Source organism: Sediminispirochaeta bajacaliforniensis DSM 16054, assembly GCF_000378205.1.
GTDB lineage: Bacteria > Spirochaetota > Spirochaetia > DSM-16054 > Sediminispirochaetaceae > Sediminispirochaeta > Sediminispirochaeta bajacaliforniensis.
Genome location: NZ_KB899408.1, coordinates 179,476 through 203,579, shown reverse-complemented (window position 1 = coordinate 203,579; position 24,104 = coordinate 179,476). Strand labels below are relative to the sequence as shown.

General features: G+C 50.4%; 24 protein-coding genes and 1 pseudogene. 4 read left to right on the top strand and 21 right to left on the bottom strand.

Annotated features, from left to right (window positions below; translation table 11 throughout):
• Positions 1–9: 9 nt before the first annotated feature.
• On the top strand, positions 10–765 hold the full coding sequence (locus F459_RS0104250; RefSeq protein ID WP_020611494.1) for a hypothetical protein: 756 nt from the start codon (positions 10–12) through the stop codon (positions 763–765).
• A 12-nt stretch (positions 766–777) separates the two neighbouring features.
• Here the strand turns inward: F459_RS0104250 and F459_RS0104245 are convergent, their stop codons facing one another.
• The 5 genes from F459_RS0104245 to F459_RS0104225 form a co-directional block, all read right to left on the bottom strand.
• Positions 778–1,314, bottom strand: coding sequence for a fasciclin domain-containing protein (locus tag F459_RS0104245; RefSeq protein WP_020611493.1), 537 nt, complete (start codon positions 1,312–1,314; stop codon positions 778–780).
• Between the two features lie 101 nt (positions 1,315–1,415).
• The gene (locus tag F459_RS0104240) at positions 1,416–1,949 is read right to left on the bottom strand and encodes a 2-oxoacid:acceptor oxidoreductase family protein (protein WP_020611492.1); all 534 of its coding nucleotides are present in this window, start codon (positions 1,947–1,949) and stop codon (positions 1,416–1,418) included.
• A gap of 11 nt (positions 1,950–1,960) precedes the next feature.
• Positions 1,961–2,716, bottom strand: coding sequence for a thiamine pyrophosphate-dependent enzyme (locus tag F459_RS0104235; RefSeq protein ID WP_020611491.1), 756 nt, complete (start codon positions 2,714–2,716; stop codon positions 1,961–1,963).
• On the bottom strand, positions 2,706–3,758 hold the full coding sequence (locus F459_RS0104230) for a 3-methyl-2-oxobutanoate dehydrogenase subunit VorB (RefSeq protein ID WP_020611490.1): 1,053 nt from the start codon (positions 3,756–3,758) through the stop codon (positions 2,706–2,708). Before F459_RS0104230 ends, F459_RS0104235 begins: the two co-directional genes overlap by 11 nt.
• A 16-nt stretch (positions 3,759–3,774) precedes the next feature.
• A complete protein-coding gene (locus tag F459_RS0104225) occupies positions 3,775–3,990 on the bottom strand; it encodes a 4Fe-4S binding protein (RefSeq protein WP_020611489.1) in 216 nt (71 codons plus the stop codon).
• Between the two features lie 207 nt (positions 3,991–4,197).
• Between F459_RS0104225 and F459_RS0104220 the strand changes: the two genes are divergently transcribed.
• Complete coding sequence (locus F459_RS0104220) at positions 4,198–7,590, top strand: methionine synthase (protein WP_020611488.1); 3,393 nt, start codon at positions 4,198–4,200, stop codon at positions 7,588–7,590.
• A gap of 213 nt (positions 7,591–7,803) precedes the next feature.
• On the opposite strand, the gene F459_RS0104215 is transcribed toward F459_RS0104220, so the two are convergent.
• The 4 genes from F459_RS0104215 to F459_RS0104195 form a co-directional block, all read right to left on the bottom strand.
• Positions 7,804–8,787, bottom strand: coding sequence for an ABC transporter permease (locus tag F459_RS0104215; protein ID WP_020611487.1), 984 nt, complete (start codon positions 8,785–8,787; stop codon positions 7,804–7,806).
• A gap of 5 nt (positions 8,788–8,792) precedes the next feature.
• The gene (locus F459_RS0104210; RefSeq protein ID WP_033301214.1) at positions 8,793–10,298 is read right to left on the bottom strand and encodes a sugar ABC transporter ATP-binding protein; all 1,506 of its coding nucleotides are present in this window, start codon (positions 10,296–10,298) and stop codon (positions 8,793–8,795) included.
• Entirely contained in the window at positions 10,280–11,488 is a 1,209-nt protein-coding gene (locus F459_RS23895) for a hypothetical protein (RefSeq protein ID WP_020611485.1), read from the bottom strand. The genes F459_RS0104210 and F459_RS23895 overlap by 19 nt, the downstream gene beginning before the upstream one ends.
• 61 nt (positions 11,489–11,549) lie before the next feature.
• Positions 11,550–12,515 (bottom strand): sugar ABC transporter substrate-binding protein, encoded by a 966-nt coding sequence (locus F459_RS0104195; RefSeq protein WP_020611484.1) that lies wholly within the window; start codon positions 12,513–12,515, stop codon positions 11,550–11,552.
• Between the two features lie 243 nt (positions 12,516–12,758).
• On the opposite strand from F459_RS0104195, the gene F459_RS0104190 reads away from it, so the two are divergent.
• Positions 12,759–14,078 carry a sigma-54-dependent transcriptional regulator gene (locus F459_RS0104190; RefSeq protein WP_020611483.1) on the top strand — a complete coding sequence of 440 codons (1,320 nt, stop codon included), beginning with the start codon at positions 12,759–12,761 and terminating at the stop codon, positions 14,076–14,078.
• A 1-nt stretch (position 14,079) separates the two neighbouring features.
• A pseudogene (locus F459_RS0104185) lies at positions 14,080–15,864 on the top strand (ATP-binding cassette domain-containing protein); the annotation flags it as partial.
• 80 nt (positions 15,865–15,944) lie between these two features.
• Here the strand turns inward: F459_RS0104185 and rd are convergent.
• The 12 genes from rd to F459_RS0104125 form a co-directional block, all read right to left on the bottom strand.
• A complete protein-coding gene (gene rd / locus F459_RS24365; protein WP_013253214.1) occupies positions 15,945–16,106 on the bottom strand; it encodes a rubredoxin in 162 nt (53 codons plus the stop codon).
• Between the two features lie 26 nt (positions 16,107–16,132).
• Positions 16,133–16,624 carry a ferritin gene (locus F459_RS0104180; protein ID WP_020611481.1) on the bottom strand — a complete coding sequence of 164 codons (492 nt, stop codon included), beginning with the start codon at positions 16,622–16,624 and terminating at the stop codon, positions 16,133–16,135.
• A gap of 4 nt (positions 16,625–16,628) precedes the next feature.
• Positions 16,629–17,003 (bottom strand): desulfoferrodoxin, encoded by a 375-nt coding sequence (locus F459_RS0104175; RefSeq protein WP_013253212.1) that lies wholly within the window; start codon positions 17,001–17,003, stop codon positions 16,629–16,631.
• Positions 17,004–17,057: 54 nt separating this feature from the next.
• Positions 17,058–17,633 (bottom strand): rubrerythrin, encoded by a 576-nt coding sequence (gene rbr, locus F459_RS0104170; RefSeq protein WP_020611480.1) that lies wholly within the window; start codon positions 17,631–17,633, stop codon positions 17,058–17,060.
• Between the two features lie 27 nt (positions 17,634–17,660).
• Positions 17,661–18,443 carry a TIGR02757 family protein gene (locus tag F459_RS22080; protein WP_020611479.1) on the bottom strand — a complete coding sequence of 261 codons (783 nt, stop codon included), beginning with the start codon at positions 18,441–18,443 and terminating at the stop codon, positions 17,661–17,663.
• A gap of 87 nt (positions 18,444–18,530) precedes the next feature.
• Positions 18,531–19,520, bottom strand: a complete 990-nt coding sequence (locus F459_RS0104160) for a helix-turn-helix transcriptional regulator (RefSeq protein WP_020611478.1) — start codon at positions 19,518–19,520, stop codon at positions 18,531–18,533.
• 159 nt (positions 19,521–19,679) lie between these two features.
• A complete protein-coding gene (locus F459_RS0104150) occupies positions 19,680–20,168 on the bottom strand; it encodes a hypothetical protein (RefSeq protein WP_033301236.1) in 489 nt (162 codons plus the stop codon).
• A gap of 14 nt (positions 20,169–20,182) precedes the next feature.
• A complete protein-coding gene (locus F459_RS0104145) occupies positions 20,183–21,286 on the bottom strand; it encodes an NADH:ubiquinone reductase (Na(+)-transporting) subunit F (RefSeq protein WP_020611475.1) in 1,104 nt (367 codons plus the stop codon).
• Between the two features lie 9 nt (positions 21,287–21,295).
• Positions 21,296–21,889: an NADH:ubiquinone reductase (Na(+)-transporting) subunit E gene (locus F459_RS0104140; RefSeq protein ID WP_020611474.1), complete on the bottom strand. Its 594-nt coding sequence runs from the start codon at positions 21,887–21,889 to the stop codon at positions 21,296–21,298.
• Positions 21,886–22,503 (bottom strand): NADH:ubiquinone reductase (Na(+)-transporting) subunit D, encoded by a 618-nt coding sequence (locus tag F459_RS0104135; RefSeq protein WP_020611473.1) that lies wholly within the window; start codon positions 22,501–22,503, stop codon positions 21,886–21,888. Before F459_RS0104135 ends, F459_RS0104140 begins: the two co-directional genes overlap by 4 nt.
• Before the next feature lies 1 nt (position 22,504).
• Complete coding sequence (locus F459_RS0104130) at positions 22,505–23,131, bottom strand: FMN-binding protein (protein WP_020611472.1); 627 nt, start codon at positions 23,129–23,131, stop codon at positions 22,505–22,507.
• Positions 23,128–24,090 carry an RnfABCDGE type electron transport complex subunit D gene (locus tag F459_RS0104125; protein WP_245540072.1) on the bottom strand — a complete coding sequence of 321 codons (963 nt, stop codon included), beginning with the start codon at positions 24,088–24,090 and terminating at the stop codon, positions 23,128–23,130. Before F459_RS0104125 ends, F459_RS0104130 begins: the two co-directional genes overlap by 4 nt.
• Between the last annotated feature and the right edge of the window lie 14 nt (positions 24,091–24,104).

Below are 24,104 nucleotides of genomic sequence, written 5' to 3'. Positions count from 1 at the left end.
GATGGAGGTATGGATGCTATGCAGGAAAAGGAAAAAACAGAGGCGACGGCGGCATTTCTCCGCTCGATGCCGGTACCGCGCCCCTTTACGACAGCACGCTTTATCCTCGCCAGAGGAGCAATTGGTTGGTACGTTAATCTGATTGTGGCCCTGGTTGTAGGGGGCCTGCTCGTTCTCTCGGCCAGAAGTCTGGGAGCAGGTTCATCGGCGGCGGCTTCCCTGGTCATCATTGCGGCCCTCGGATTCGTTTTCTATCGTCTGATCCTTCGAATCATCGAGCCTTTCAGAATTTCAAAATTGCTAAGGGAGGGTATGATCACCGTAGTGCCGATTATAGAAAAGATGCAGACTACCAGTCTCTTCAGCCGAATAGGATCGAAGCTGCGGAGTCGCTACATTTTCGGCTGGAAAAAGAACACAGCGTTGGAGACGGGAAGCACGCTTATCGCCGATTTCGACGGTACAGAGCAGTATCAGGGAGAGAGCTGCGTGCTGCTTTTTCACCCTTCCGAAGATGAGGAAGCCAGGCCGACCGCCTTTTTCGCCCTTAGTTGCTTTCTGTATCACCGGGCACTCGCCTTTCCCGATCTGCTGGAGACAAAAGAGGCACAGGAGAAGGCAAAAACGGCAATAACTCTGGATGACGATTGGCATTCCGTTCTCGGCAAGACCGCTGCATCGCTTTTCGGACGCTTGATCATGACCCTTGTCCTTATAGTTGCAATTGGAGGGGCACTCTTTCTCGTTCTCTCCCGCGGCAACTGACGCAGATGCCGCTCAAAGCTTGATACCGGGAACAATGATTCCCGTCACCACATGAACAAGGAAGCCATTGCCGAAAAGGTCCTCGCTTATGAGGTCGGAATCGGCAATGGTAATCCGCCCGTTTCGGCTTCCAACCTGAAGGCGGATACCTGATAGCGTTTCTACGCTCGGTCGCTTCCTCAACTCTTCGACGGTAACAATCCCCTTTACCATCTGCGCGGTAAGAACATCCAAAAGCGCCTGGGGATCCGAAGAGAGAGCTTTCCTCGCCCGTTCAGGCAAACGTGCAATCACATCGTCGGTAGGAACAAAAAGGGTGTATCCGTCAAGTTCTGCCATCTGCTTTGCAAGACCGCTTTGGCGTAATGCGGAAGCAATAAATGTAACATCGTTCCTTTCCTCAAGGATTTTTACAAGACTTTTCGAAGTAAAATGAACAGCGGACTCTCCTCTGGAAGTTTTTTCCTGCCTGCCTGCAGCAAAAAGCGAAAAGGAAGGAAGTATGCTTAGGACAACAAGAAAAACAATTGGTGATGGTTTTTTCCGCATTATGGTCTCCTGTCTAAGATGGTAATATAGCACCAACTAGAAAGAAAAACAAAACGCCCCGACATAGCGTTCGGGGCGTGGGAATGGCACCTTCATAGCCTCTATGCGGCAAAACCAGCCTTGAGGACCTTTTCGTTTACTTCATTGAGCTTTTTATTTCGTGCCGATACCACCTTTTCAAGGGCCTGTATCACCCCTTCGAGGCTGCAAAGACCGGGCTTGAGCTTCAACAGCTTACCGATCGCCGCCATGTTTGCAGCTCTGCCGCTTCCGGCGTCCTCGGCAATATTGTTCGCCGCCACATCAACAACCGTGATGTCCGTGCGCTCGGAGCGGAGGTCGACCAGGCTCGAATTGTAGAGCAAAAGCCCGCCGTTCTTTAGCTTCGGTTCAAATTTGGCAAAAGAAGGGGTATTGAGTACCACCGCAATGGAGGGATGGGCGACAATAGGGCTTGCAACCTCCTCATCCGAGATGACGACCTGGCAGTTCGCCGTACCCCCGCGCATCTCCGCACCATACGAGGGAATGTGACTCACATACTTGCCCTCTTCCATTGCCGCCACACAGAGCAATTTCCCCATGAGCAAAACACCCTGACCACCAAATCCGGCAAAAACGATCTCTTCCTTCATGATGATGCCTCCTAACGATCACGAAAATTGCCGAGGGGATAGTAAGGAACCATGACGTCCCGTACCCAGTCTGCAGCTACCTGCGGCTTAACACCCCAGTTTGTGGGGCACATAGAAAGGACCTCGACAAAGGAATATCCCTTTCCCTCTTTCTGGTTCGTCAACGCTTTCTTGATCGCTTTCTTTGCCTTTACGATCTGCTTTACATCAAAGACACTCACCCGCTCGATAAAAACCGGGCACTCAAGGGTGTTTATCATCTCACAGGCCCGAATGGGAAAACCGACATCGTTCGCGTCCCGTCCAAAGGGAGTCGTCTTTGTTACCTGTCCCACCATGGTGGTAGGCGCCATCTGCCCGCCGGTCATGCCGTAGATGGCGTTGTTGACAAAGATTACCGTGATATTCTCACCGCGGTTCGCGGCATGGATCGTCTCGGCAGTTCCGATTGCCAAGAGATCTCCGTCGCCCTGATATGAGATAACCATTTTATCGGGGTGAACCCGTTTGATCCCCGTTGCAACGGCCGGGGCCCGGCCGTGAGCCGCCTCACAGCCATCCACGTCGATATAGTTATACGCGAGGACGGAGCAGCCGACAGGAGCAATCAGGATCGTCTCTTCCCGAACTCCCAATTCATCGATGCTCTCGGCAAGTAATTTGTGGATGATACCGTGACCGCATCCGGGACAATAGATTGTTTTCGCATCGGTCATGGCCTCAGGCCGTTTGTATATGACTTCGTATCCGGCGCCTTTACTTTCCATAGCTTTCCACCTTTCGCACAATCTCGTCAGTCTCGGGGATTGCTCCTCCAAGCCTGAAATAACCGTCGACAGGAACCGCACCTTCCACCGACAGCCTGACATCCTCCTGCATCTGCCCGGCGCTCATCTCAACGGCAAGCACCTGCTTTGCTCCCCTGGCAGCCTCCTTCAACTCCCCATAGGGAAATGGATAGAGGGAAATGGGGCGGAAAAGTCCTGCCTTAATTCCTTTTTTGCGCAAAATATTGACCGCAGCGCGGGAAATTCTACTGCTGGTACCGTAGGCAACCAATACAAAATCGGCATCATCACAGCGGTCGGCTTCCCACATCCGCTCATGCTCCTCGACCTGACGATAGATCTCCATAAGCTTCAGGTTGTGACGTTCGAGCTCTCCCTCGGGGGTAAGACGCAGGGAGGCAATCACATTGTGTTTCCGCCCCGCGGCACCGGTAAGGGCCCAGGGCTTTTCAAAATGCTCGCCCGAGGGCCGGGGAAGCTCCAGGGCTTCCGACATCTGGCCGAGAAAACCATCCCCGAGGATCATAACCACCATGCGATAACGGTCCGCAAGATCGAAGGCCTTTACGGTCAGATCGGCAAGCTCCTGTACATTTGCAGGGCCCAGCACAATGGTACGGTAATCGCCATTGCCCCCGCCCCGTGTCGCCTGCCAGTAATCTCCCTGACTTCCCGCAATGTTGCCCAAGCCGGGGCCGCCACGCATCATATTAACCACAACCGCCGGCAGCTGAGCACCGGCAAGGTAACTGATCCCTTCCTGTTTCAGACTGACTCCCGGGCTTGAGGAGCTGGTCATTACCCTGGTTCCGGCGGCAGACGCCCCGAACACCATATTAATTGCCGCAAGCTCACTCTCCGCCTGGAGAAACGTGCCGCCGATCTCAGGAAGGCGCCTCGCCATGTAGGCGGGAATCTCATTCTGCGGTGTAATCGGATAGGCAAAATAGTGGGTACACCCAGCGATAATCGCAGCCTCTCCAATCGCCTCATTTCCTTTCATTAAAACCTTGTTACTCATACCGTTCTCTCCCGCTTCAAGCAGTCTTGACAATCGTGATCGCCAGATCAGGACACATCATTGCGCAGAATTTGCAGGCAATGCATGCATCTTCATCGACACACACCGGATACTGAACACCCTGCTTATTGAAGTCGTCCGACAATTTCAGGATCTTTTTCGGACAGGCCCCAAGGCAGAGTCCGCATCCTTTACATCTTTCAGAATCGATAACGGGCTTTCCTTGTGCCACAATAGCGCTCCTTTATGGTATGTTTAATATATTATACGGTGTTTAATAAGATAAAACAAACACTTTGTATAACACCCACATATCGGCCGCTGGCCGATAACGCCCCTATTATCTCACGTTTTCCTATTTACGTCATTGGCAATACCCGCCACCTTCGGTACAATATGCAAGATTTTCGACCTCGATATCCGTAACAGGAGCATCATAATGGCACAAGCCGACTTTCGGAGTCTTTTGGGAAAGCGTATCATCATCTTCGACGGAGCCATGGGCACAAGCATTCAGGCTCTGGATATTCCCGATACCGCCTGGGAAGGCAAGGCCGGATGCAACGAAATTCTCAACAGAACGGCTCCGGAGTATATCGATACCATACATGACTCCTTCCTTGCCGCCGGTGCAGATGTGGTCGAAACCAACAGTTTCGGCGCCACGAGCATCGTCCTTGACGATTACGATCTCGCATCCCAGAGCGCCGATCTGAACCGGCGTGCCGCAGAGATTGCACGTAAAGCGGCCGACCGTCATACAAACGCCGATCGTCCCCGTTTTGTGGCCGGTTCCATGGGACCGGGAACAAAACTGCCGACCCTCGGACATATCACTTTCGACGAACTCTACACGGCCTTTCGCAAGCAGGCGGACGCTCTGCTCGAAGGGGGGGCGGACCTTCTCGTGGTGGAGACAAGTCAGGACCTTTTGCAAACCAAGGCCGCGGTTATCGCAGCCGACGATAGTGCCGCACAATCGGGAAAAGAGATCCCGATCATCGCTTCGGTAACCGTCGAGCAATCGGGAACCATGCTGATGGGAAGCGATCTTTCGGCAGTCGTGGCTACCCTCCGACCCCTGCGGACCGACCTGATCGGCATCAACTGTGCCGTGGGTCCCGATCTCATGGGCCCCAACCTGGAACAGCTTGCATCCATCTACAACGGCCCCATCTTCTGCATGCCGAATGCAGGATTGCCGGAAATGAAGGACGGGAAGACCGTATACTCCCTGGGACCGGTCCAGTTTGCAGAGATCATGGCAGGTTATCTGGCACGGTTTCATATCGCCGTTGCCGGAGGATGCTGCGGAACAACGCCAGAATATATCCGGCAGCTGGCACTTTGCGCAGAAAAAATGAAACCGTTACCGGCCCCGACAAGCCCAACGCGACCGGTACTCTCTTCCCTCTTTTCGGCCCAGCCGATGATCCAGGAACCCGCGCCCTTTCTCATCGCCGAGCAGGCCAACAGCAACGGCTCCAAAGTTTTTCGGGGCATGATCGATCAGGAGGATTGGGATGCGGCTGCCGACTTTCTCCTCGACCAGACCGGCTACGGTGCCCACGCCGCCGACCTCTGTGTCGCCGTACCCGGTCGTAACGAGAGGTCGGACATGCTCCACATCCTCACCGGTGCGGCGGCCCGAAACAGGCTTCCCTTCGTCATAGACTCCACCGATCCGCAGGTGATCGAGGCTGCCTTGAAGGCCATCGGCGGACGGCCGCTGATCAACTCCATCAACCTCGAAGCGGGGGAAGAACATGCCCAGAAGGTCTTTGCCCTTGCCGCCCGCTACGGCGCGACCATCATCTGCCTTACCATCGATGAAGAGGGCATGGCGAAAACCGTGGCCAAAAAGGTTGCCATTGCCCGGCGGCTGGCAGCCATAGCGAGGCAAGCGGGGTTGCGCAATGAAGATCTGGTATTCGACCCCCTTACCTTCACCCTGGGCAGCGGAGACGAATCCTTGCGTAACGCGGGGACCGAAAGCATCAGGGCCCTCCCAGCCATCAAAGAAGCCATCCCCGGATGCCTTACCGTCATGGGAGTGAGCAACATCTCCTTCGGCCTTGCAGCGCCCGCCAGGCGGGTGTTAAATTCCCTCTTTCTTTCCGAAGCGGTCTCGGCGGGACTCGATATGGCCATCGTCAATCCGAAGAAGATACGACCGGTGGCTGCTTTGGATCCGGAGGCCCGAAAGGCAGCCCTCGATCTGATCTATCACAACGAGGACGGCTCCGCCCTGTTGCGTTACCTCGAGCTGTTTGAAAAAGGTAAAGGCATCTCCGAAGAGGAGAACGAAGAAAGAGAGCAAAACCTCCCGCCTCAGGAGCTCCTTCGATCACGGGTTATCGCGGGCTCGAAAGATCGCCTGGAAGAGATCATCGATCGCTGTCTCGAAACCACGGCGGCAGGCGATATCATAAATGGAATTCTCATCCCCGCCATGGGGATCGTCGGTGAACGGTTCGGAAAGGGAGAGATGCAGCTTCCCTTCGTTCTCCAGTCTGCAGAGGTTATGAAGCGCTCCGTCTCCATCCTTGAGCCCCATATGGAAAAGGGAGACTCCGTATCCAAGCGGGGAACGGTAATTCTCGCAACCGTCGCCGGGGATGTCCACGATATCGGCAAGAATTTAGTCGATATCATCCTCTCGAACAACGGCTACCTGGTTAAAAACCTCGGCATAAAGATCGGCATCGACACCATCATCAAGGCTGCTGAAGAAGAGAAGGCAACGGCAGTGGGAATGAGCGGCCTTTTGGTCAAATCCACCGCAATCATGAAATCCAACCTCGAAGAGATGAAACGGCGCAAACTACGGCTGCCGGTACTCCTCGGGGGAGCGGCCCTCACCCCTGCCTTTGTGGAGGGCCAGTGTCGCCCCGCTGCCCCGGCAGAGGTCTACTACTGCAAAGATGCATTCGACGCCCTCAAGGCGCTGGATAGCCTGAAGAAGGCAAAAGTCAGCGCCGGGTCAGGACAAGAGGCTGCCAGTGGCGCGACATCGTCCCCTGCACAACCGGCCCGGAGCTCTCAAAACTCCCATGCTCCCCAGGCCGCAGAAGCCTGCACCTGCACCGAATGCAGGCCTGCGGGAAGCCCGGGCCCCCTTCCCCCACCCTTCTTCGGCGCACGGTACGGGGAAGGCTTCGACTTGCATGAAATCTTCGAAACCATAGACAGGCGCACCCTCTTTCGCGGGCGCTGGGGATACAAGAGGGGCAAGATGGAGCAGTCCGCCTACGATGCCCTCATCGAAACCGAGGTCCTGCCGAAGTTCGAGGCTTTAAAGAAATTCATCATAGAAGAGGGTCTCTTTGTCCCCCACGTTCGCTACGGTTTTTTCCGCTGCAGAAGGGAGGGAGACCGGCTTACGGTCGAACAAACGGGGAAAAAGCCATGCTACCTTCCCTTTGCCCGCCTGCCACAGGAAAAGGGAGGCTGTCTCGCCGACCGCTTTCCCGAAACAGGAGGGGTCCTTCCCCTTCAGATCGTCACCCTCGGCGAAGGGCCGGTTCGCACATCACAACAACTTTATGCCGAAAACCGTTATGGGGACTACCTGCGCTTTCACGGTCTGGCAGCCGAGGCCACCGACGCCTTGGCCGCGCTGGTTCACAAGAGCATCGACACCCTTCTCTTCCCCTCGGGCACACGAACCAAGCGCTACTCCTTCGGCTACCCCTGCTGCCCCGACCTCGAGGCCAACAGAACCATCGGAGCGCTCCTCGACGCGGCCTCCATCGGCATCGGCTTTACCGAATCCGGCCAAATGCTCCCCGAACTGAGCACCAGTGCCGTGATCGTACCATACGGCCTGTAACTATTCCGGTCCCAATTTTTCAAGGCGGCTCCTCGCTGGCCGCTCGGACCGGGCTTTCCGGGGCTCCGCTTCGCTCCGGCCTCCTCGGGGCCCCCTGGCCCCTGCGGGGTCTGCCTTCGGCACCCCTCCAATCCCTGCCGCGGGAAGATAGGTGGCACCTTGTCTTCAGTAAAAATAAGATCACAATCCCACCAGGATTCGGAACACTATATCTTACTCCCGCTTTCCAAAACGGGAGTAAGAATCGATGCCAACAACGGTCAGGATAATCAGCCCCTTCACTAAATATTGGACATGGACCTGTATGCCGAGCAAGTTAAACATATTGTTGATGATGGTGAGGATAAGTACACCTACCATGGTACCAATAATCGACCCCTCTCCTCCGGTAACGCTTGTCCCGCCAATAACCGTTGATGCAATGGCATCCATTTCATACCCCTGGCCAGCCAAAGGAGTAACCGAGTTTAGCCGCGAAGCAAAAACAATGCCCGAAGTTGCAGCCATAATCCCGCCAAGAACAAAAGCAAGGGCATGATAACGGTCGACTGCAATGCCGGAAAGCCTGCTAGCCTCTTTATTTCCACCTACGGCACAGATATACCGTCCCGTAGGTGTCTTGCTGAGGAAAAACTGCCAGAAGCCGACTAAGAGAAGGAAGAGAAGGACGGGAAAAGGAAGAAAGCCGACATAACCGGAACCGATAAATTTGAAACTCTCAGAGGCACCGAGAATTGGATATCCGCCGGTATAAAGATATGTAAGCCCACGCACAATTGTCATGGTACCGAGTGTGGTTATGATACCCACAATCTTAATTTTCGAAACGAGTATCCCGTTCGTAAGTCCAAGTAAAAACCCTACAAGTAGCGTAATGGCAACGGCAAAAGGCCACGGCATCATCTTCTGAAGTCCAAGAACCATGGCACCGGAAAGGGCTAAAACCGATCCGACAGAGATATCAATATCACCGGTAAGAATGACAAAGGTTGTTCCGATTGCCATGATCCCGACTATGCTACTTTGTCGAAGCATGTTCATAATATTACGTGAAGTGAGAAAATTAGGAGTCAACAAGGAGATAATAAAGCTCATAATAATGAAGCTGATTAGTAAACCATATTTCTTGAAAAATCTTCTCCAGTTGACCCGCTCTATAAATCGGATTCTCTTTTTCAGTGCCTGTGTTTTATCCATGTATGTTAATCTCCTTGAAGCATTGTTTGCATAATCGTCTGTTGATTTCGCTCTTCATCCGTATTGATCTCCCGAACAATCGACCCCTTGCGCATAATGAGGATACGATCACAGGACTGTACAATTTCAGGGACTTCAGAGGAAAAGAAAAGAACACATTTTCCCTGGTCTGCAAGGTCACGGATGATTTTAAATATCTCCTGCTTAGCCCCGACATCAATGCCTCTGGTAGGCTCGTCCATAAGAATAATATCGGGATTGGCCATAAGCCATTTTGCGATCACTACTTTTTGTTGATTTCCGCCACTTAGGGAAGAGGCACTTTGGTTCAGATCGGTAACCTTTATATTCAGATCCTGACGATAGGCCCCGCAAGAAGCCTCTTCCTTTCGTCGATTAATAATTCCCGCCGAAGAGAGTTTAGTCAGGGAACAAAGGCTCATGTTTTTATAGGTCGGATGTTTCAAAACCAGGCCATGGGCCTTCCTATCCTCAGGCATCATCCCAATGCCCGACAATACGGCTTTTTTAGGGGAGGTAAGCTTCCTCATCCTTCCGGCAACCTGGATAGTCCCACACGTGAGACGATCGGCACCGAAAATTGCTCTTGCCAGTTCTGTTTTTCCCGAACCGATAACCCCGGTTATACCAAGCACTTCGCCATAGTAGGCGGAAAGAGACACATCCCTAAGCCTTGAGCCAGAGCTTACCCCTTCTACCGTAAGGGCCGCCGTATCACTTCGTCGATGGCTTTCGGAAGTCCAAATAGTCGTTGCCACGGAATGGCCTACCATGCGTGCAACTATTTCTTTTTTACTGAGCTCTCCTATGGACTTGCTTAATATGTGCCGTCCGTCTCGAAGGATCGTTACCCGATCCGCTATTCGGAAGACCTCGTCAAGAAAATGGGTGATATAAATAATCGTTATCCCCTGCCTCTTTAAATCCTCCATGATCCGAAAAAGCTTTTCAATCTCTTCCGAGGACAGAGAATCGGTCGGCTCATCCATGATAATAAGTGAAGCATCGTGGGCAAGAGCTTTGAGGATTTCCACCATTTTCTGATGAGCAATACTGAGAGAACTTACCGTTTGGTATGGGTCGAAATCCACACCTATCTTCCTACTGAGCTCTGTCCATCGCGATTTCATTTCTTTTTCATCAAGTCGTTTGATGTATGTTCCTTTTACGGGTTCATTTCCGAGAAAAATATTCTGTAAAACGCTCAATTTGGAAACAAGGCTTGTCTCCTGATGAATAACTGAAATCCCATGGCAAAAGGCATCAAAAGGGCTTTGGAAATCGCAAGGGTTTCCCCTTAACAGGATCCTCCCGCTACTAGGCCGATATACTCCCGCAATAATTTTTATCAGTGTCGACTTCCCCGCTCCGTTTTCTCCTAACAGGGCATGGGTCTCACCTTTTCCGATAGAAAAGGAAACTGATTGAAGAGCGGAAACTCCGACGAAATTCTTACTAACATTCTGTATAGCTAAAAGCGCTTCATCCATTGTGTATATCTCTCCGGTATGTAAAGTAGGTTCCAACAGGCAATAAAGTCTGAATTAATCTCTGAAAGCGCATCGAAATATGCTTCGGCTTCGGCATCTGAAATACTTACCGGAAACTGGGGATGCTCGACCAGTTCTATCCCGGGTATGATTTCCGTATCTTCGACCATATCTTTGGCCCTAAGCGTCTCACTCGTAGCAAACGTTGCCGGTAAAGTCCGGGAATCGGGAAGCGACATTTTAAGGATCCCATCAGGCAGGCCCAACAGGTTTTCAACAAACACGACAGCCCTCGGTATCGATAACGTCCCGCCACTTTTTTCCACCAATCCATTGATAAAAGAGGAAAACTCCAAGGGAAGTCCTGCCGGGCCGATCGCACGACAGTAGGTCATTGGCTTTATCCAGTCACAAAAAACCGACAGCTTCCCGTAATCCTGCCCCACAAGGGGGGCTATGGAGGGGGAAAAGAGATCGAGACCAACCCTGAGTCCTTCCTTTCTAAAGGATTCGGTAAAATACCGTACTACTAGTGCGACACGATGCTCCCTGTCACGAGCCCATTCTATGAGGCCGCTTTGACGAAGAAAATTATCCCAGCGGAGGGGAATTGTCTGTTTTGCCGCCTTTTCCAAAAGCGATATACCCTTTTTCACTTGAAGGAGTGTTTCAGGTTCATAGCGGCTTCTGCATTCTGAACAGAAACAGCCGAATAGCATTTCGATCCCGTTTGCAGGAGAAGGGAACCGTATCCGATCCAGAAAAATTCCAGAAAAGTCGTAGCGAGATACGAGATGAGAAAGGTACCGCTTATGCTGTTCCAAAAGGTCGAGACGTGAAGGACAAAGAAAAAGGAAGTCTTCATCTATACCTTCAAATCCACCCCAACGTCCCAGCTCCCCCATCCCCTGATATCCTTCGGGCGAACAGACGAGTCCCTGGGCATCAAGGCCCGCTTCAGGCCAATCTGCGAGAACAGGGAACCAAAGGTATGGCTCAATTCCGTTACGACGACATGCATCCACCAAGGCCTGGTACCATTCCTCCCCTTGGGTATTCCAAATCATCAAACGGCGAAGTCCAACCTGTTGATGGAATTCCTGTAGTTTTTGGAGAACCTCTTCAAGCGTATAGTGTTGTACCTCATAGGGCCCAATAACCACCTGGCTATTCATAAAAGTGTTCGACATGGCAAATCTCCTTTGATGTATCCTACCGGTCTTGCAAGAAACCGGTAGGACAATGCTGCAATTACATCTCAGGTTCGAACTGATCGACGTTTTCTTTGGTAATGATGATTGGATCTACCTTGATAACCTTGGGTATTGTTTCTCCCTTTAGAGTTTTTGCCGCCGCTTCAACGGTCTGATAGCCCATGTCTACAATTGAGGCAAAGCTTGTGGCATCCACGGCTCCTGACTCAATGAGAGGTTTTAGCTCTTTTGTGTATTCAAGACCGGTGACATAGATATTCTTGCCCCTACTCGCCTCGGTACCGGCCTCCTCCAATGCGGTAGCTGCTGCTGCAGCACCGGCATGCCAATGACAGCTGATGAGATCCACATCCTGGCCGGTTTGAAGGAAGGCCTCGACAGCAGCCAAAGCGTTTTCCTTTGACCAGCCGTTGATCGCCTGACGATAGACGATCTCCCACTGCGGGTACTGTGCCGCAACCTGCTCAAATCCCTGTGTTCTCATTCGCTGGGAGCTGGTTCCAGGAGCCCCTTCAATCAGCACGATATGCGCCGGTCCATCACCAAGGAGCGCTGCGGCCATTTCACCTTCTTTGACTCCCTGAACCACATCGTTAATGCCGATAAAAGAAATCACCCCGTCGAGCTTACCTTCGGGATCATCGCCAAGAACATTGGTAAAGGTGATAAGGGGGATATCAGCCTCTCTGCATCGATCAACAGCAGGCAACAACGCTTTATTGTCGGCCGCACACAGTAGTATCATATCCACACCGCGGGCGACAAAGTTTTCGACCTGGTTTAGTTGTTTCCCAGCATCCCACTCCGCATCGGCATAAATCAAATCAAGACCGAACTCATCGGCAGCCTTGTTCATTCCCTGCTTCTCAACCGAAAAGAACTCAACACTCCCCGGCAGCAGGACAGCAATCTGCGGCTTTCCATCCTCCTTTTCGCCTCCTGCAAAGAGGAAGGAAACAGCTGAAACGAAAACCAGCAGCACAGCAAGAACTTGTTTTTTCATTAAATCACACCTCCACAATAGTTATACCTCCATTAAGCAGAATCCGTACCAACTCTATCCTACATCAGAATTGATAGATAACTCTTTTACAATAATATAGTTATAAAAAGACAACTTTAAAGCAGCTCTACTGTTGGTGGGGTTTTCATTGCACAGATTAAAGTCTGATGTGGCATTTTTTCCACACATTACATTCTTTCCCTTTGGTTCTTGCTCGTATATAGTAGAACAATAAGGAAACATATGCGCCGAATACTCATAGTCGACGACGAACTGGAAATATGCCGCTCTCTAAGTGAACTTCTGCAGGAAAGTGGTTTTCAAGCCTTTTTCACCACAGAAGCACAAGAAGCCCTTGCGCTTATGCAAAAGAGCCAGCCTGATCTCCTGCTGCTTGATGTCCGCATGCCGGAACTCGGTGGGATTGATCTTTTAAAGATCATCAAGGAGCAGCAGCACGATATACCGGTTATTATGATTACCGGTTTTCCCAGTTTCCAGACGGCTGTAACAGCTATGCGCTACGGTGCAATCAATATTTTCCCCAAACCTGTTCGGTTTCAGGAACTTTTGCGGGAAATTTCCACGCTCCTTGATCGTCGGGAAGCCCGTTCCAGACAGAATTCGCTTCACCCGCAAACCATGCCGGAAAGCCGATCTCAAGAGATGAAGAAGATAAACGAAACATTGACGAGAGTAGCCCGGACCGATGCTCCGGTCATTATTACAGGAGAAAGCGGAACGGGCAAAGAGCTGGTGGCCCAGATGCTTCACAGACAAAGCAGAAGAAGAAAAGAAGCCTTCGTCAAGGTAAACTGTGCAGCCATTCCCGATACACTTCTGGAAACCGAACTCTTTGGTTGTGAAGCAGGTGCCTATACCGATGCCAAAAGTAGCAGGGCCGGCAAATTTGAAATTGCACATCAGGGAACCCTTTTTTTTGATGAAATCGGAGACATGGATATTCGTCTTCAGGCAAAAATTCTCAGGGTCCTGCAGGAGCAGGAATTCGAACGTGTTGGAGGCCACAGAACCTTTACAACAAATACACGCATTGTGGCAGCGACAAATCAAGACATCGTTCAACTCATAAAAAAGGGTGCTTTCCGTGAGGACCTTTATTACCGACTTTCGGTAGTGGAAATTCACTTACCACCGCTGAGGGAACGAAAAGAAGATATCGACATCCTCAGCCACTATTTCTTAGAGACCTTTAATAAGCTCTACGGGAAAAAAATTGTATCGATGTCTCCACATGTCCGTTCACTACTGCTCCACCATGATTGGCCGGGCAATATCAGAGAATTAAGAAATACAATAGAGCGAGCCGTCATCTTTTGTGACGGCCGGGAAATTAAAGAATGCGACCTACCTGAACAGTATCGGAATCTGTCGAGTGGTTCGGAAGCACAAAACTATGAAGCAGCCATCGAAGAATTGGATCGCGAACGAATTCTTGAAGCTCTTCGGCTGAGTGACGGCATAAAAAGTCATGCAGCCGAATTACTCAAAATTCACAGGAAGACGTTATACAATAAAATGAAACGCTTAGGGTTGGAATAGCATGAAAAACGAACCGGTCCTTACGCTAAAAGATATAAGCGTCTGTTCTCATGACCGGCTTACTCTCTCCCATTTTTCCTACACCCTCTTTCCTGGTGAAATTCACGCTTTGGTAGGCGAACATGGTTCGGGAAAAACAAGCTTTGTACGGCTGTTGGCAGGACTGATCCATCGTTTCCAAGGAGAACTACGTATAAACGGTCGTTCTTATCCATCATTTACTCCAAAGCAATCACTTCAGGCGGGAATAGGAATTGTACACCAGAACATCCAGTTGATCCCTCCTTTTTCCGCTCTTGAGAATATCTTTATGGGCCGTTACCAATATTCTCCACACCACATCATCCGTTATCGTTTTATGAAGCAAACCCTTGAGGCATATCTTACTGATTATAATATCGACCTCGATCTCAAAACCCCGGTGGAAAGTCTGTCAAAACAGGATAGGAATAAGGTTGCTCTCGTTAGGGCCCTCTTTTTCTCCCCCACAATAGCAATTTTTGACGAAGTCTATGCAGAGTTTAACCAAGATGAGATGGACCTTACCTACCGTTGCATGAATTCACTCGTCGAAAGAGGTGGAAGTGTTATCTATATCTCGAGTAATATGAAAGAAATTTTCGAGTTTGCCCATCGAGTATCAATTATCCGAAACGGGAATATCATAAAGACTGAATCGGTAGCACAAATGGATAAGGTAAAGCTTATAGATCTCACCTACTCATTTGCTTCTACCCGTGAAGAATTACGCCAATCGAACAGAGAACTCTACAATTACAAAAAATATAATGAAGATATCATCAAAAACCTTCCTGTCGGTGTTGCCATTCTTGATGACGAACATCAGCCTTATCTCATAAATAAAGCGATAAGGGAAGCGCTGTTCTGGCCAGAGCATTATGATCCAGAGACCATTCAGGAGTTATTGGCGTGCCTCGATGAGGAGCTGCGGCAAGAAATAACCAAAGCTATTGATGCACGAATTATCATGACCTGGAATGAAGTATGCCTACGTCGCGATCATTATCTAAAAATAACCCTTTTCCCTTTTCGGGATGATGCCTATCGTTTTCTTGGGACCATCCTCCTTATCGAGGATATTTCAAGGGATTATCTTTTTAAAAACTATTTAATTCAAACAGAACGTGTTTCTTCCATAGCCGAACTGGCGGCAGGAGTCGCCCATGAGATAAACAATCCTTTAAGCATTATTCTCAACTATATCGAACTGTTGGCCATGAAAAACAAAGACCGTTATGCGGAAGAAAAATTGGAGAAGATTCGTTCCGAAGTAAACCGCATTCAAGGAATCATTGCCTCGCTTCTTAGTTTTTCCCATCCCAATGATCATCCGTATGAAGCCCTTGACCTGGTCCAAGCCATTGAAGAAACTCTGATTTTGTTATCACATAAGTTTAAGCAGAAAAAAGTAGAGGTAACATTTAGAAAAGCAGAAAGCAATATATGGATTTACGGAAATGAAAACCAACTAAAGCAAGTTTTCATCAACTTACTTGTCAACAGTCTCGAAGCTGTTGATTCATTCGGCACGATCGGAATATCAATTCTGGAAAACAAACATGACCGCTATGTTGAGATTCAAATTCGAGACAGCGGCCCCGGCATCCTTCCGGAAATACGCAATCAGATTTTTAATCCTTTTTTCACGACGAAACGGGAAAAGCACAACACGGGGCTTGGATTATCCATTTGCCAGCATATTATAGAAGCGCATCAGGGTGTTATCGATTATCCTGCGGCAGATGCAACCGTCTTTAGAATTCGTCTGCCAATGGCTCATCACAACAAAAAAGGCCGCCCGGACAACAAGTCCGAAGCAGCCTTTTTTCCACGTCCCGACGAGAATCAGTCGGCAGGAGAAAAGTCTTCTTTCGAAGCACCGCAAAGGGGGCAAACCCAGTCTTCCGGGAGCTTCTCAAAGGGCGTTCCGGGGTCTACACCGTTATCGGGGTCACCCTCAGCCGGATCGTAGATATAGCCGCAAACATCACAAACGTACTTCTGCATAACTGTTCCTCCGTATTAGGTTATGATCAAGCCTGACGTGCGCCGAGCTCTTTGTCAAGCATATAAAGTGCATGAGGTGCATCGCCAAGCTGATTCAACTTCTGTACGACCTCATCGACGCTGGCTTCTTCTTCAACTTGCTCCGTTACGAACCAGGAAAGGAAGACCTCAGTCGCCGTGTCGTCGAGTTCTCTGGCAAGTTTTACAAGATCATGGATACAAGCGCTAATATGCTGTTCATGCTTGTAGGAAGCCTTAAAAACCGCAAGGGGGCTCTCCCAGGATTGCTGTGGGGCGGCAAGGGCCATCAATTCAATTCGTCCGCCCCTGCCGAGGATATAGTGATAGATCTTCCTGGCATGCTCCATCTCCTCTCCGGCCTGTGCCTGCATCCAGGCAGCCATACCGAGGCGGTTTTTTGCTGCAAAGTCGGCACTCATGGCCTGATAAAGGTAGGCGGAGCCCAGTTCTTCGGCAATCTGCTTGTTTAAAGCAGCTTCCATCTTCTCTTGTATCATACGATCAACCTTTCCAGAGTCCATGCACGTTGCAGTATTCCCGAGCACTGACCTTCGATGCGGAAATGCAGAACTCGGCTTCCGGCTTATCTCCGGGTTTGAGGAAGGAACGATAGGACACACCGTCTGCAATAAGTTCGATCCACTCGATGTAGTGTTTCTCTTCCATGGGATGGAGAGTGCTTCCGACGGTTACCTTATAACCATTTGCCGTCTTCTCGATGACAGGAACATGTTTTTCTGTGGTGCTGTCGGCTGTTTTCTCTTCAAAAAAGGTCATAGGCTGACCACAGCAGACAAGTTCACCTGCTCCCTCATGGAGCACCTCAACGATATTCCCACACACCTCGCACTTGTAAATCCCGTACAATGTAGCCATTTTGTCCTCCTTATGACTTGATGGTATTTGTATGTTATATCTCGCGTTTCTATATTACCAGTTTTCGCCTAATAGCTCAAAGTGGGCCTGAGGATGGGCACAGGCAGGGCAATTCTTCGGAGCTTCAACCGCTTCAATGATATAACCACAGTTGCGGCAGCGCCAGACAACAGGCTTATCCCGTTTGAACACACGATCTTTCAGAATATTCTCGCGAAGCTCTTTGTAACGCTTTTCATGCTGTTTCTCGGCAACAGCGATGGCGGTAAAAACAGCGGCGATCTCATTGAACCCCTCTTCCTTTGCTTTTGCGGCAAAAGAGGGATACATATCGGTCCATTCATAATTCTCTCCGCCGGCAGCCTCGGCAAGGTTTTCTTCGGTGGTGCCGATTACTCCGGCCGGAAATGATGCGGTGATCTCCAACTCTCCGCCTTCAAGAAATTTGAACAAACGCTTCGCATGTTCTTTTTCCTGATTTGCCGTCTCTTCGAAAACATCGGCGATCTGAACATATCCCTCTTTCTTTGCCTTTCCGGCAAAGTATGTATAGCGATTTCTCGCCTGACTTTCACCAGAAAAGCCTTTCAATAAGTTTTTTTCGGTTTCAGTGCCCTTCAGACTCTTCATTTTCTATTCCCCTTTCAACAAAATATTTTAAGCCGTCAAGACCGGCCATTGCACTATCTCTCCACGTATTCCGATCCTCGTTACACTGAAATCATAACGGACAGGATCCGAATACGCAAACTCCCTGAACGCTCCGGTAATCTCCCGGGCGGTCCTAAGACTCCCGTCCTTTCGAATCGTCAGCCCCAGGCGACGGGAAACCTGCAGCATATGGGTATCAAGCGGCACAAGCAGCGTTGCAGGAGAAAAACGATCACTCCAGCAACCCGGATCAATCTCATCCCTCCGGATCATCCACCGGAGAAAAAGATGAAGCCGTTTGCAGGCACTTCCCGCATCCGGATTCGGTAAGATCCGCCGTGCCCCGGTATCATAGCCCCCGGCAGAGTCGTACAACATGCGTACAAACCCGGCAAGACGGCCGTGAATATCCGGGCCGGCATCATCGTTGCACATGAAGGCGGCTTGAAGCGATCCATAGGTTTTCAGAAGGTTCGACAGACCTATCATCAACAACGCAATCGAATCACCTGAAAAAAAGCGGTATCGCATACTGGAAAAATCCCCTGCTAAATCTTCCGCCGTGCTATGCAGCAATGAAGCGGCAGGGGATACGGGATTAGCCAGTCGGCAACGCACCTCTTCAAGTGCCCGTAATATGGAACCAACCCTACCGACGGAAAATGCAGCCGCTATCAAGCCGAAGAGTTCCCGATCCGCATCAGACGAAAAATAGTATACCGTTTGAAGGGGATCGGGCTCGATCAATACCCGCCGGTGATACCGGCGATAAATATCTTCAAGAAACATTTTGAGCTCGATTTCCGCCCTCCCTAATCAATAACAAGAACTATTATCAATTAGACGCAAAAAAAGATCAAGGGCTTCCCGGAAAAATTACACAGGAGAAGTACCGGACAGGTGATACACAGAAGCTATTTTTTGAATTTCCCGGATAAACTTCTGGCGATACGAGCTGGGTTCCAGGATTTCCACCGAAGGGCCGCACTGCACAAGCTTGAGAAAAAGCTCGATGGAATTTTCGGCTTCGATGTCGCAGATAATCCATCCGTCAGACTCCGGATCGTGTACTTTTAAACGATTAACGTAGAGATTATGGAAGACATTCAGCACCGACCGCTCACGAATTCTCAGCTTTAACGGAATGAGATCTTCGGACTCAAAGGGAGCGTTGAACTCATTTTTGCCGAAAGGTTTTAGGTTGTCAGGAATGGTATAGGTCTCATCAAGAATTTCTGCACTGTGAATTTTCCGAATATCGATGGTTTGAATAGCGGCGGTATGGCGAAGACGTCCCGTCACGCTGATAGGCCTTCGCGCACCGTTCTGATCGTAAAATCCGATAAAATAGGGAGCAAACTCTGTCTCTTCTTCTTTCCCTGTTTTCTCGTTTACATGTCTGATGCGAACGATCTTTCCTGACACCCAGGAATCGGTCATGGTCTCCAGGACCTTAATATAATCGGGATTCTGCAATTTTGAGCCGGTCTCAATCGCCTCCGCCATGGCATCGATACTGGCACTCATGGAAGGAGCGTTGCGGCGAAGGTTTTCTGCGAGCTTCCGAAGAGCACTCGACATATGGGGATTGTGATATTCCGTATGGTTTGCAAGCAGTTCTGCCGACAGGTGAAAGGCAAGGCTTTCATAGACCGAAAGCTTCATCATATTCATGGGCTCGTCGTTGGAAATACCGACGACATACTCGTCTTCCCAGAGGTCGACTTTCTTCTTCAATTCATCCACATAACGTCCGACGGTGGAACGATGGACTCCCAACCTTCGGGCAATTTCAGCCCTGCGCATCCCCTCGGGATGGCTGAGCAGCAGCAGCTCAAGCTGCATCAATCGTTCACTCTTTCCCATTGCCTTATGCCCTTATCGTTGCTATTTGTTGCATCTCGTTAGTGTATGTGCAAAATGTAAAAAAAACAACCTTTTTCTGCAACAAGAACGAGGCAAAGGCAAATGGTGTTGAAATTCCCTCCGACACCATGGATGCGGAGGGATTGAAAGGGTAGATGGTCAGCGGGGGATTTCGACCTGCTGAGCCTCCCGGGGAATTTCAAGTATCTCAACAAGGGCCCGTGGTTCGAGACGAAAGGGACTCCCCTTTCCTTCGTAAAAACCGTGCTCGCCTATCAGGTGGATATTGATATCGGTAAAGACCAACGATCTATTAAGCTGCTTGTTCAAGACGGTTGTATTGGTTTTCGCATAAAGCCCCGGACCTCCAAAGGGGCTGGGAATTTTCCCCCGAACCGATTCTACCTTGACATCGAAATAGCTGTCGACGGTAGTGAACTCCCCGAGGCCCGCCTCACCCTCCTTCCGGAAATAGCGCATGCGATCGGCAATTGCCTGATGTGTTGTTCCCAGACGTCGTACCTCCGCGGCATCGGCGTCGAGAATTTCTGATAAAGAACGGCTATCGTTTCCAAGAAAGCCATGGAGCGTGAGCACCCCCGGTTTCATCTGCTCTTGGATCACTTTCATCTGCGGTGACTGTTTCATATCTTCCTCCCGGATCAACCGAACTTATCGTAGTAGATCAACTCTTCCGGCACCCCTTTGTCGGTAAGAACCTTCACGCATGCGTCGATCATACCGGGGCTCCCGCAAAGGTAGGCTTCGGTGTTATCGCCGCTCTCCATATGTTTGGCCACCACATCGGTAATGAGCCCGATCTCTCCATCCCAGTCGTCCTCCGGTTCGGGGGCACTTAAGGCGGGAATAAAACGAAAATTCGGCATCCGCTCTTCCAGTTCCTTCATCTCATCGAGCAGAAACAGATCGCGCTTGGAGCGTGCGCCAAAGAAGTAGCGGGTCCTTCGATTGCTTCCCTTCTCAGCCATATCAAGAAGGATAGACTTAATCGGTGCCATACCGCTCCCGCCGGCTATACAAATGATCTCCCGTTCGGTGTCACGGAGGAAGAACTCCCCATAGGGGCCGTTGAAGACCACGGGATCTCCCTCCTTCAGATACTTGTGGACAAAGGTGGTACAGATACCGTTTGGTACATAGCGTATTTCAAGCTCTACATGGCGTTTGTCGCTGGGTACCGATGCCGCCGAATAGGCCCGGTAAACAGGCTCGTCGGTAAGTTCATATTCGGGGACCCGAAGCTGAACAAATTGCCCGGCCCTAATGGAAATCTCCGAAGGCTCGTTAAGGTCAAAGGTCACTTCTTTGATGTCGTGGGTCAGATCACGGATCTTCGCCACCGTTGCCTGGAACTCCTTGACGTTAAAGAGTTCGTCGGGAATCCGGATCGACAAATCCTCTTTGACTTTAAGCTGACAAGAAAGGCGGACATTCTCGGCCTTTTCTTCCTCGCTGATCCAGGGCAGCTCCGTAGGTAGATATTGGCCTGCGCCCTTTTCCACCTTTACCTTACAGAGGCCGCAGGAACCTCGACCGCCACAGGCCGAGGGAATAAAAATTTCCTGCTCCATGAGGGTGCCGAGGAGGGGTTTTCCTCCCTTTACGACAAACTCCTTCTCATCGTTTATGGTGATTTTTACCTCACCATAGTTGGCTATCGTTGCATCGGCAATCACCATCAAAACAGCCAGAAATGCGGAAATTCCGGTAATTGCGCCGACGCTGGTAATCAGTGCGGGTAACATGCTTCCTCCTTAGCCGATATTGATCATACCACTGAAACCCATAAAGGCCATTGCCATCATACCGGTGATGACCAGGGTAATACCGGCACCCTCAAGCCCCTTCGGAAGGCGTGCTTTTTTCAGTTTCTGTCTGATACCGGCCATGGCGAGAATCGCCAGAAACCAGCCGATTCCACTGCCCAAACCAAAGGTGAAGCTTTCGATGAACGAGTATTCTCTGATTACCATAAAAAGACTGACTCCGAGAATTGCACAGTTGACGGTGATCAGAGGAAGGAAAATGCCGAGGGCAGCATAGAGGGTTTCGGAAACGCGCTCGATCACCATCTCGACAATCTGAACAAATGCGGCGATCACGATGATGAAGACGATGAAGCGAAGATATTCCAACTCAAGAGGAACCAGGATCTTATTGTACACAAGCCAGTTCAGAACGCTGGTGGTAGCCATTACAAAGGTAACGGCGACTCCTAGTCCCACACTGGTCTTCAGCTCCCGGGAGACCGAGAGGAAGCTGCACATACCGAGATAGTTGGTAAGGAGAATATTGTTGGTGAAGATCGCTGCAAAGAGGATCGCCACAGGATACAGGGAACCGTTCATTTTTTAGCCTCCTCTTTCTCGGGAATAATTGCCCCCTTTACGATCCAGATAAAAATCGCAAGCATGAAAAAGGCACCGGGAGGCATGATCATGATGGACCAGTTTGTCCACCATGAACCGAGAATCTTGATTCCCCAAAGCGATCCCGTTCCCAAAAGCTCTCTAAAAATCGCAACAATGATCAAAACATATGAGTAACCGATCCCCGAAGCCAAACCATCGATGAGACTCAGCCCCGGAGTGTTGTTTAAGGCGAAGGCTTCCGCCCTCCCCATGATGATACAGTTGGTAATAATCAGCCCGACGTATGGACCAAGCTGCTTCCAAATATCAGGCATATAGGCTCGCAGGGTAATATCAACGATGATAACAAAGCTTGCAATGATGAGGGTCTCCGCCATCATCCTGACCCTGGAAGGTATCCACTTCCTGATAAGCGAAATCACAAAACTGGAAAGGGTTGTGGTAAAGACGACCCCGAGGGTCATAACCACGGTATTCTCCAGCTTGTTCGTAACCGCGAGGGTCGAACAGATACCCAGAATCTGGGCAAATACGGGATTGTTCTTTCCGAGAGGGTCGGTGAATGTTTTTTTTAGTTTTCCTTTTACCATATTAATGCTCCCCTCCGTTCGAAGCGATGACCTCTTCGGCCACTTCCGGGGCTTTGTTGGAAATCCTCAAGATGGCCGTGCTGGTTCTTGTCGCCCCGGTAATGGCATCAAGTTGCCCAGGTCCGGTGGCGGTCCCTTCATCGACAAGGGTAAAGGGCCCGGTTTTTCCCCGAAACTGCTCCTTGAACCAGGGCTCGGTAATACGCGCACCAAGGCCCGGAGTTTCGTTTTGTTCGATGAATTCCACGCCTGTAAACTGTTTTAGATCCTTTCCGAAGCCGAAAATGGCAACGATCTGTCCCCAGAGGCCTGCACCGGAAACGTAGGCGGCATAGCCGCTTACCGAGCCGTCGGTAAGGATCTCGAAATAGGCTGGTCTGCCGTCGGCAGTTCCGATTTCACGAACACGATTTGTGTAGATTTCCTGAATTCCCTCCGGATTTCCGTCCGGGAAATCGATACCTGCGGCATAGAGGACCGCCTTTTTTCGACTTAGGGTCTCGTTCATCTCCACAAGGTCTTTTGTCGAAAGATAGATACCGCTGACGACGGTGATAAAAAGCACTGTCAAAAGGGCCATAAAAAGTACCGGATAGATTCGTAAGGCAAAGGTTCCTTCTTTTTTCATGCCTTCGCCTCCTTCACCCTCTTGTTATGTTCCTTGAGGAGATAGTCGATCAGAGGTGCGAACATGTTCGCAAAGAGAATCGCAAAGGTCACCCCCTCGGGCCAGCCGGCAAAGACCCGGATAAGCACGGTGAGAAAACCGAAGATGGCCCCATAAAGCCAGCGACCGGTATTGGTTGTCTGGCTTGCGGAAACGGGATCGGTGATCATAAAGACCGCGGCGAACAGGAAGCTGCCGGAAAGAAGCGAAGAGAGGGGATCAATGGCCCCGGTAACGCCGGAAACGTAAAGAGCGCCGTCAAGAAGAAGAAAAGCAAGCATCGAAGAGAGGATCAGGCGCCAATTCGCCACCTTTTTCCAGACGATGTAGACTCCCCCGAGAATGATAAGCAGAGCACAAGTCTCACCGAAACTTCCGGCAACGTTACCGAAGAAGAGGTTTGACAAAGGAATCTTCGTTCCGGCCGTCTGACTTACCAGGGGAGTGGCGCTCGAAAGGGCATCGGTTTTGGTAAGCCAATGAGCAAAACCGCCGACTGGTCCTCCGACGGGAGGAACAAAGCGTCCGGTCATTGGAACACCGAAACTAATGTAGATAAAAGCACGGCCGCTGATAGCGGGGTTAAAAACATTTCGTCCGAATCCGCCAAAGACCATCTTTCCGAAAACAACTCCAAAAACGATTCCAACAACGGCAATCCACAGGGGAACGGTCGGCGGCAGGGAAAGGGCGAAAAGAAAGGAGGTAACGAGTACCGAGCTTGTCACCTTCATACCATAGGCCCTGGCAAGCAGATATTCGGCAAGGATCCCTGCTCCGTTCACCAGAGCCAGCACCAAGAGAAAACGCCACCCGAAAAAATAGACTGCTGCGAGGCAGAGAGGAACCAGTGCCTGAACGACACTGATCATCGGCGGCTGTTTTTGCATGAATGGTTTTCGCTTTTCATTATTGCTCATGTCAAATAGTATCA